Source organism: Caulobacter sp. P4_E5 (assembly GCF_056401555.1).
Map to the genome: position 1 here is coordinate 25704 of NZ_JBFUJD010000061.1, position 8814 is coordinate 34517.

Here is an 8814-nt window from a genome sequence, read left to right on the forward strand (position 1 = left end):
GGCCTTAGCGTTGAGCTTGAGCGGTGATGGCGACGGGCTTGACCGGCGCGCCGGGGCGGACCTTTTGCAGGCCTTCGACGATGACCTTGTCGCCGACGTTCAGGCCGGTGGTGATCAGCCACTTGTCGCCGACCGTCTGGGCGGCGGTGACCGGGCGCGGCGCGAGCCCGCCCTTGGCGTCGACCACCTGCACGATGGCGTTACCCTTCGGATCGCGGCTGACGGCGGCCTGCGGGATCAGGATGCCGTTGTTGGCCACGCCCTTGTCGAGGACGGCGCGGACGTACATGCCGGGCAGCAGCACGCCGTTGGGGTTGTCGAAGATGGCGCGCAGCACGACCGAGCCCGTGGTCGGGTCGACGGTCACGTCCGAGAACTCCAGGCGGCCGGGGATCGGATAGGTCGAGCCGTCTTCCAGCTTCAAGGTCACCTGGGCCGAGCCCGAGCGACCCAGCTTGCCGCTGTTGAACGCGGCCTGCAGCTTCAGCAGCTCGGCCGAGGTCTGGGTCAGGTCGACATAGATCTTGGAGAGGTCCTGAACCGTGGCCAGGGCCGTGGCTTGGCTGGCGGTGACCAGGGCGCCCGGGGTGACCGAGCTCTTGCCGATGCGGCCCGAGATCGGCGCGGCGACGCGGGTGTAGTTCAGGTTGATGCGGGCGGTGTCGAGCGCGGCCTTCTGCACGGCGACGGCGGCGGCCGTCTGCAGCGCGGCGGCCTGGGCGTCGTCATTGTCCTGCTTGGAGACCGCGCCGGTCTCGACCAGCGCCTTGTAGCGGTCGGCCTTCAGCTTGGCGGCGGTCGCCTGGGCCTGGGCCTGGGCGAGGGCGGCGGCGGCGCTGTTATAGGTCGCCTGGTAGGTGGCCGGGTCGATCTGGTACAGCGACTGGCCGGCGCGGACGATCGAGCCTTCCTGGAACAGGCGCGCCTTGACGACGCCCCCGACCTGCGGCCGCACTTCCGAGACCAGATGGGCCGAGGTGCGGCCCGCCAGTTCGCTGGTCAGGCCCACAGGTTGCGACTGGGCGACGATGTAGCCGACCTCGGTCGGTCCACCCATGCCCATGCCTCCGCCGGCTCCGCCTTTCTGGCCGCAGGCCGCGAGGGTGAGGGCGATGGCGGCGAGCCCCACGGCGGTGACCGTGGCCGAGCGTTGGAGGTGCATGTTTGATCCCGGAGATGCGATGGCTTCGCGGACTATTGCCCTTGACGAAACCGGCACGATGAACAATCTGAGAATGAACGTTCATTCTCAAGCGGGCTGGACATAGGAGCGGTACTGTCGCAAGTCAACCTCCACCCCCCACGGCTTTAGCTGACCTAACGGAAATGTAATGCCGATCAGGAATTTCAATGGCTGACGAGACTCATTCGGGCAGACCGTCGCCAGAATCGCGTCGCCAGCAGATTCTGGACGCCGCGTGCGAACGTGTGCGGCAGTCGGGCTTCCATGGGGCCAGCATGGCCGACATCGCCAAGGCCGCGGGTCTGAGCGTGGGCCAGATCTACCGCTACTTCGAGAACAAGGAGGCGATCATCGCCGCCATCGTCGCCCAGGACCTGGCTGAGATGCGCGACAAGTTCGCCGAGATGGAAAGCCAGCCGGGCACGCTGCGCGACGCGATCGACGACCATCTGCCCGAGGCCATCGACAAGTGTTTCGACGCCCGCCGCGCCGCCTTGGCCCTCGAGGTGGTGGCCGAGGCGGCCCGCAATCCCAAGGTCGCCGCCATCGTCCGCTCGGCCGACCAGCAGGAACGCGCCCTGGCCCTGATGATGATGGCCCGCGACCGCAAGCCTGAATGGAGCGAGGCCGAGTTCAAAGCCCGTTGCGAGACCATCGGCCTGATCTTCGACGGCCTGCTGATGCGCGGCGTCAACAATCCCGACCTGGACCGCGAAGCCCTGACGGCGGTGCTGCGCTCGACCGTGCGGCACCTGCTGAGCTAGGGCTACAACTCACCAATCCTGTCATCCCGGACAAGCGCGTAGCGCGCCGATCCGGGACCGCCGGAAGCGCCGCGCTTGCCGCGGTCCCGGCTCTCCGCTTCGCTGCGGCCGGGATGACAGTTTCGATTATGTCCGAAATTCGCCAACAACTTCAGAGCTTAAGCATGAATTCGGCGCGACCACCGGTCGCATGGTGAAGGGGCCATTAACCAATACATACATCCTGCCCCGCAAGACGCGGCGCGCTCCCTCCAAGACAGAAAGTCCTCCATGAACGCATCGACCGCGAAGATCATCAGCCCTGCCGCCATGCGGTGCGTCCTGGGCCTGACAGCAGTCTTCGCGCCGATGGTGGTGGCGGCCATGGAGCGCCCGGCCTCAGTCCGGCCCGGGCCCGCGCCGATCGTGAAGCTGCTGGCGGAGATCACCGCCAAGCCCAAGGCCCGGCCCACGACGATGGAACTGGTCTGGAAGGGCGCGGACATCGACGGCGACGGCGCGTCCGACTTCGCCAACCCGACCGGCGCGGCCCCGCGCGGCCATGACGACTTCGGCGACGGCGAGTTCGGCGCCCGCCGCGACGGCGGGACCCGCGCCCACGAAGGCGTCGACTATGTCGCCACGGCCGGCCAGGGCGTCCGCGCGCCGATGTCGGGCTATGTCACCAAGATCGGCTACGCCTATGCCGGCGACACCGAGCTGAAGTTCGTCGAGATCACCAATCCCGCCCTGGATTACGCCGCCCGCGCCTTCTATGTGAGCCCGGACGTCGAGGTCGGCCAGGCCGTTCGCCTGGGCCAGCCGATCGGCACGGTCGAGAGCCTGCAGGGCCACTATCCGGGCATCACCGACCATGTGCACCTGGAGATCCTGGCCCCTGACGGCGACCGCGTGAACGCCGCGCGCCTGATCACGCCGAAGATGGTGGCGGTGGCCCAGACGACGGACGCCGGAGACTGATCTAGACCTTCGGTCGTCCGATGGGCTATTCGCGATCTGAAGTTGCGGATGGGGTCGGACGTGAAGCGGATATCCCTGTGCGGTCTTGCGCTGGCCGTCCTTCTGTTGGCGCCCACAGCCAAGGCCGCGCCGGCGCCGATCCGCTATGTCCTGTCGCCCGTCATCGAGAACGGCGCCCTGACGGCCCTGGCCGTCGACATCGACTTCCCCGCCGACGCCGACGGCGAGACTCGCCTCAAGTTCGTCGGCCAGTTTCAGGCGGAAACCCGGCCTGGCCGTTACGCCGAAGGGCTGACGGTGACCGGCGCCGAGGCGGTGACGCCGACGCCGGATGGCGGCGCCGAGATCCGCTCGGCGCCCGGCGCGCCTCTGCACGCGCGTTATCGCATCCGCCCGGGTTACGCGTCGGCGCCGACCACGCAGGATCCGACCCAGATCCGGCCGATCATCCTGTCTGACTGGTTCTACACGCTGGGCGAACTGGTCTTCGCGTTTCCGGCCGGCCGCCGCGGCGACCCCGCCGCCTTCGCCTGGACCGGCGCGCCGAAGGGCTTCGGCTTCGCCTCCGACCTCGAGCAGCTGGACCCGAACTCCGCGACGGTCAACGACGTCCTCGATAGTGTCGCCATCGGTTCGCCGCGCCTGCGGGTGATCTCCGGGACCGGCCCCGACACTGGCGTGCGGATCGCCACTATCGGCGCCTTCGACCGGTTCGACGACACCGCGTTCGCCGACATGGCCTTCCGCACGATCCGGACCGAGCGCGCGTTCTGGGGTGACCCGGCGACGCCGTTCCTCGTCACCCTGGCGCCGCTGCAGACCAGGCTCATCGACGCCTACAGCGGGACGGGACGCGTGGACGCCTTCGCGCTCTGGGTCGGGACCGCCTTGCCGCTGGATGACTTGCGCCGGCTGCTGGCTCACGAATATTTCCACACCTGGAACCCTGACCAGCTGGGCGGGATGGGCAAGGATCGCGCGGCGGCCTGGCTGTCGGAGGGCTTTACCGACTTCTACGCCCGCCGACTGCTGCTGCGCGCGGGGCTCTTCAGCCTGCGCGACTATGTCCAGGCCTGGAACGAAGACCTGCTGGCCTACGGCGTCTCGCCGGCCCGCAACGCGCCGGAGGCAAGGATGGCCGAGAGCTATTGGCGAGATCACGACCTGGAGCAGATGGCCTATCTGCGCGGCGCCCTGCTGGGCGTGCTGTTCGACGCCCAACTGCGCCGGGAAGGCCACGGGTTGGACGCGGTGATGCGCCGGATGCGGGGGATCAAGCGCCGCGCCCCTGACAGCGACCTGCGGCCCAATTTCGAGGCGGCGTTCAAGGCCGTGGCGGGCCGCTCGCCGCTGGCGACGATCGACCGCTACCAGGTCCGGGGCGAGCGCCTGGCGCTGCCGGCCGACGCCTTCGCCTGCCTGACCCTGCGCACGGTCACCCAGCCCGAGCGGGTCCTGGGCTTCGATRGGGACGCGACCGTCGAAACGGGAGTGTTCGCCGGCGTCGATCCGTTGGGTCCCGCCCATGCCGCTGGCCTGCGCGACGGCATGCGCCTGATCGCCCGGGAAGGCGGCGCGCAGAACGACTCCAGCGTCGAGACTGCGTTCCGCGTCACCGACGCAACGGGCCAGGAACGCGTGATCCGCTACCGGCCCGAGGGCAAGGCGACCGTGACCTTCCAGCGCCTGTCGGTCCCTCCGGGCCTGACCGCCGCCCAGGAACGAACTTGCGTCCGCACACTGAGCGGTCTCTCGAAGATCAGTCCAGCGCCCGGTACTTGAAGTTCCGGAACCGCGCCGAGCCCTTGCCGGCTGCGTAGAGGCCGGGCTTCAGCATCAGGAAGCCGCCGCGGACATTGTGGTGGTAGCCGCTGACCTCCATGCCCCGGTCGAAGCGCTGCCAGGTCTTGCCGCCGTCCCCGCTGGTGTGGAAGCTGACGATGTGGCGGGTGTTGCGCACCCGCATCAGCATCCGCGCGCCATGCGGATTGGCCGGACGGCCGCGCTCGATGCCGTACTGGTGGGTGACGAAGTTCTTCTGGTCGAAGCCCAGGCCGCAATAGAGCTGGCGGTCGTAGAACAGGATCAGGCCGGCGCGGGTGTCCGGATCGATCTCGATATCGCACTCGATCTCATAGGCCTGGTCGCCGTTGACGAAGATCAGCGGCGCGCCGGTCGAGGGGGCTTCGCCGGCGCCCTTCAGGGTCAGGACGCCGCCGGCGCGGGTCAGGCGCTGGTGCTCGTCCGGCTTGGGATCGAAGAAGTTCCACTGCACGCCGTACTTGTCGGTCGAGAAGTCGTCCGACAGGGCCATGCCGTGAGGACCGCTCTTGCCGCCCTTCGGCTTCGGAAGCGGCTTCGACAGATCACCACCGCCGACCTCGAACCAGCCGTCGGCGGTCCAGGTGACCGGGGCCAGCAGGGTCTGGCGGCCCAGGGTGTAAAAGCCGTTCTCGTAGCCGTGATAGACCGTCCACCAGTCGCTCGCCGTCGGGCCCTCGACCAGGGTGGCGTGGCCGCGCGACCACCATTTCTCGCTGTTGTCGACGGTGCGCACGATCGGGTTGCGCGGATGGTCCTCCCACGGGCCGGCCAGTGACTTGGCGCGGGCCACGATGACCATGTGACCGGTCGGCGGGCCGGCCGTGCCGCCCACGGCGGTGACCAGATAGAAGTACTCGCCCTTGCGCATGACCTTGGGCCCCTCGGGCGAGAAGCCCTCGACGTCCCAGGTGTCGGGATAGCGCCACGGATTGTAGACGTGCTCGGGCTGGCCGACGGTCGACAGGCCGTCCGGGGCCAGCTTGATACGGTCGCCGCCGGACAGGAACAGCCACCGGTCGCCCTTTTCGTCGACGACGTGGCCGGGGTCGATATAGCGGGGCAGCTTCAGGTCGACTGGCTCGGACCACGGGCCCTCGATCTTGTCGGCCCAGATCACGTAGCTGGTGTTGTTGTTCGGCTTCTTGGCCGGCAGGTAGATGTAGTAGCGGCCCTTGTGCTTGCAGAGCTCGGGGGCCCAGATCGAGCCGACATTGGTCTTCAGCGTGGTGGTGACCGGCGTCCAGTTCACCAGGTCCTTGGAGTGCCAGATCAGCAGGCCCGGATAGGCGTCGAACGACGAGTGGGTCATGTAGTAGTCGGCGCCGTCCTTCAGGATCGACGGGTCGGGATGGTCGCCGGCCAGGATCGGGTTCAGGAACGTGCCGTCGCCCAGGTCGGCCTTGCGTTGGCCCTCGACGCCCTTGGCCCAGGTCGGGCCCGAGGCGGGCTTGCCGGGCAGGGTCCCCATTTGCGCCGCCTCGCTGGTGGCGGGCAGGGCGGCGAGGCCCGCGCCGGTGAGCAACGAGCCCAGGGCGCCGCGGCGGTTGATGTCGACCATGGGGTGTTCCTCCCGACGATTTTACGCATACGTCCGTTGGCGGTCACTTAGCGGCAAGCGAGCGGCCGTGTCCACCGGTGTCATAGCGTCGTGCGCTTGATTTCTATGACGTTTTTTCCAAGCGCGAGGCGGGTCCAAAACAACGTCGCCGGACCAGAAAACCGCACAAGAAAACGCCCAGAAGCTGGGCTTCCGGGCGTCGTGATCATCCAATTGAAGGCCTATTCGGGCCAATAGCGAGGTGGCTCGACGGGATCGTGGCAGTCGATGATCTCATAGTCGAAATAGGGTGTCTGGACGCCCCACCAAAGAGTCTTCTTGCCCGTGCAATACATTGTCTCTTCACCCACAATCGTGGTGTGGGCGGCATCGTCGAAATAGACCCGCTCCATGCCGGTCGGGGGATAGGCCAGGGCCGCCAGGGGAATGGCGATGGCGGCCAGCAGGCCGGCGCCGGCGAGCGCGATCTTCATCTTGATGCTTTTCTTCATGACGACAGTCCTACCGAGCTCGTGGGAAGTTCCACGTCTCAAGCGTGTACCGACGCTCGGCTTGTGTCCATGTAAAGTTGTATTACGCATAAAATCAATTTTAAGGCGCCTTGCGGGCCACTCCATCCCAATGAAAAACGCCCGGGAGGCAGCTCCCGGGCGTTTCTTGTCGATCGATGGCTTCCCCGCATCGCGCGGGAGGAGATTTAGCGCCTTAGCCCTCCATCGCCTCCAGCTCGCGGCCACGGGTCTCGTGGACCAGCTTCTGGACCAGGAAGAACGAGACCAGGGCGCTGAGCGCGTAGAAGCCGTAGGTCATCGGCAGGCTCTTGGCGGCCATGGCCGGGAAGCTGACCGAGATGGCGAAGTTGGCGATCCACTGGGCGAAGCCACAGACGGCCAGGGCCGAGCCGCGCATCTGGTTGGGGAACATCTCGCCCAGCATGACCCACATGACCGGGCCCCAGCTGAGGTTGAAGAACACCACATAGGCGTTGGCGGCGAACAGGGCGATCGGGCCCGTGCCGGCGGCCAGGTGCAGCGAGCCGTCCACCGTGGTGGCGGTCGAGAAGCACCAGGTCAGGATGCCCAGGGTCACGGCCATGCCGATCGAGCCGATCAGCAGCAGCGGCTTGCGGCCGACCTTGTCGATCACGGCGATCGTGGCCAGGCAGGCCAGGATCGAGAGCGCGCCCGACAGGATGTTGATCTTCAGGCTGTCGTCCTCGGTGAAGCCGACCGACTGCCACAGCACCGAGCCGTAGTAGAAGACGATGTTGATGCCGACCAACTGCTGGAACACGGCCAGGACCAGGCCGGCCCACAGGATCAGGCGCAGCTTCTTGGTCGTCGGGTCCAGCAGGTCCGAGAACTTGGGCTGGTGGTCGACGGCCAGCGAGGCGCGGATCTCGTCGACCTTCTTGGCGCCCTCACCCGCGCCGAACAGTCGCGACAGGATCGCCTCGGCCTTGGCGTCCTTGCCCTTGGCGACCAGGTAGCGCGGGCTTTCCGGAATGCCCAGAAGGCACAGGAAGAAGACGCCGGCGGGGATGGTCTGCATCCAGAACATCCAGCGCCAGGCCGGCAGGCCCATCCAGAACGGGGCGGTCGAGCTGCCGGCGGTGTGGGCCAGCACATAGTTGGCCACGAACGCGCCGGTCAGGCCGGTGATGATCATGATCTGCTGCACGGACGACAGGCGGCCGCGGATATTGGCGGGCGTGACTTCCGAGATGTAGACCGGGCAGAGCACGCTGGCCGCGCCGACGCCCAGGCCGCCGATCAGGCGAAACAGGATGAAGACCAGCGAGGTGTGCGACGCGCCGGTGCCCAGGGCGCTGACCAGGAACAGCAGCGCCGAGATGATCATCACGGTGCGGCGGCCCCAGACGTCGGCCAGCCGGCCGGCGGCGAAGGCGCCGAAGGCGCAGCCGATCAGGATCGCGCCGACATTGAGGCCGGTGCCCAGCTTGCTGAGGTTGAAAGCCTTTTCCAGGCCTTCCTGCGTGCCGTTGATGACGCCGCTGTCGTAGCCGAACATGAAGCCGCCGATGGTGGCGACGGCGACGATGGCGGCCACGAAGGCCATGTTGACCTTGGCGCCATCGGCGCTCATGCCGGCGCTAGGGCCAGCGTTGGATACTGAAGCCACAGGTTTCCTCCCCATGGGGCCTCTCCGGCCCGTTGATGCCCTTTGGTCCTTTGTCGGACCTCTAGTTGCCGGCGAGCTTAGTGTTACCGGTATCAGCGCGCAAGCGCCGGTTCTGAACCACCGCCCCGTCCGCGCACGGGACTTAAGCCCGCGGTTCAATCGATAGCAGAAGCGGGCGGGTTTCCGCGACGTCCCTGTCGTAGGACGCGCGAGGCGTTTTCAAGCGCAGCGGCGTATGATCCGGATGTCCGCTTGGCGGCGCGACACGCGCGGCGAGTTTCGAGCCTTGGCGGGCGCTCCCAAACCCCTCTCTCTSAGAGAGAGGGATTCCGGATGGCCGCCACCCCCCCCATCGCTGACCTTGGGAAGGTCGCCTCCTACTC

General features: G+C 67.4%; 7 protein-coding genes. 3 read left to right on the plus strand and 4 right to left on the minus strand.

Features of this window, described 5'->3' with window-relative positions:
- Positions 1 to 4 precede the first annotated feature (4 nt).
- Positions 5 to 1162: an efflux RND transporter periplasmic adaptor subunit gene (locus tag AC1DSO_RS17560; RefSeq protein WP_477070047.1), complete on the minus strand. Its 1158-nt coding sequence runs from the start codon at positions 1160 to 1162 to the stop codon at positions 5 to 7.
- A 188-nt stretch (positions 1163 to 1350) separates the two neighbouring features.
- On the opposite strand from AC1DSO_RS17560, the gene AC1DSO_RS17565 reads away from it, so the two are divergent.
- The 3 genes from AC1DSO_RS17565 (at position 1351) to AC1DSO_RS17575 (ending at position 4689) form a co-directional block, all read left to right on the plus strand.
- Entirely contained in the window at positions 1351 to 1947 is a 597-nt protein-coding gene (locus AC1DSO_RS17565) for a TetR/AcrR family transcriptional regulator (RefSeq protein WP_477070048.1), read from the plus strand.
- 270 nt (positions 1948 to 2217) lie between these two features.
- Complete coding sequence (locus AC1DSO_RS17570; protein ID WP_477070049.1) at positions 2218 to 2907, plus strand: M23 family metallopeptidase; 690 nt, start codon at positions 2218 to 2220, stop codon at positions 2905 to 2907.
- A gap of 60 nt (positions 2908 to 2967) precedes the next feature.
- A complete protein-coding gene (locus AC1DSO_RS17575; protein WP_477070050.1) occupies positions 2968 to 4689 on the plus strand; it encodes a M61 family metallopeptidase in 1722 nt (573 codons plus the stop codon).
- Here AC1DSO_RS17575 and AC1DSO_RS17580 read toward each other — a convergent pair.
- The 3 genes from AC1DSO_RS17580 to AC1DSO_RS17590 all read right to left on the minus strand — a co-directional run bounded on the left by AC1DSO_RS17580 (position 4667) and on the right by AC1DSO_RS17590 (position 8431).
- On the minus strand, positions 4667 to 6289 hold the full coding sequence (locus AC1DSO_RS17580; protein ID WP_477070051.1) for a family 43 glycosylhydrolase: 1623 nt from the start codon (positions 6287 to 6289) through the stop codon (positions 4667 to 4669). The two genes, AC1DSO_RS17575 and AC1DSO_RS17580, sit on opposite strands and share 23 nt — an antisense overlap.
- Before the next feature lie 221 nt (positions 6290 to 6510).
- Positions 6511 to 6780, minus strand: a complete 270-nt coding sequence (locus tag AC1DSO_RS17585; RefSeq protein WP_477070052.1) for a DUF6289 family protein — start codon at positions 6778 to 6780, stop codon at positions 6511 to 6513.
- 214 nt (positions 6781 to 6994) lie between these two features.
- Complete coding sequence (locus AC1DSO_RS17590) at positions 6995 to 8431, minus strand: sugar porter family MFS transporter (RefSeq protein ID WP_477070053.1); 1437 nt, start codon at positions 8429 to 8431, stop codon at positions 6995 to 6997.
- Positions 8432 to 8814 lie beyond the last annotated feature (383 nt).

Coding starts and splice junctions, on each gene's coding strand:
- AC1DSO_RS17560 (WP_477070047.1), bottom strand. CDS start 1,162: ATGCACCTCCAACGCTCGGCCACGGTCACCGCCGTGGGGCTCGCCGCC.
- AC1DSO_RS17565 (WP_477070048.1), top strand. CDS start 1,351: ATGGCTGACGAGACTCATTCGGGCAGACCGTCGCCAGAATCGCGTCGC.
- AC1DSO_RS17570 (WP_477070049.1), top strand. CDS start 2,218: ATGAACGCATCGACCGCGAAGATCATCAGCCCTGCCGCCATGCGGTGC.
- AC1DSO_RS17580 (WP_477070051.1), bottom strand. CDS start 6,289: ATGGTCGACATCAACCGCCGCGGCGCCCTGGGCTCGTTGCTCACCGGC.
- AC1DSO_RS17585 (WP_477070052.1), bottom strand. CDS start 6,780: ATGAAGAAAAGCATCAAGATGAAGATCGCGCTCGCCGGCGCCGGCCTG.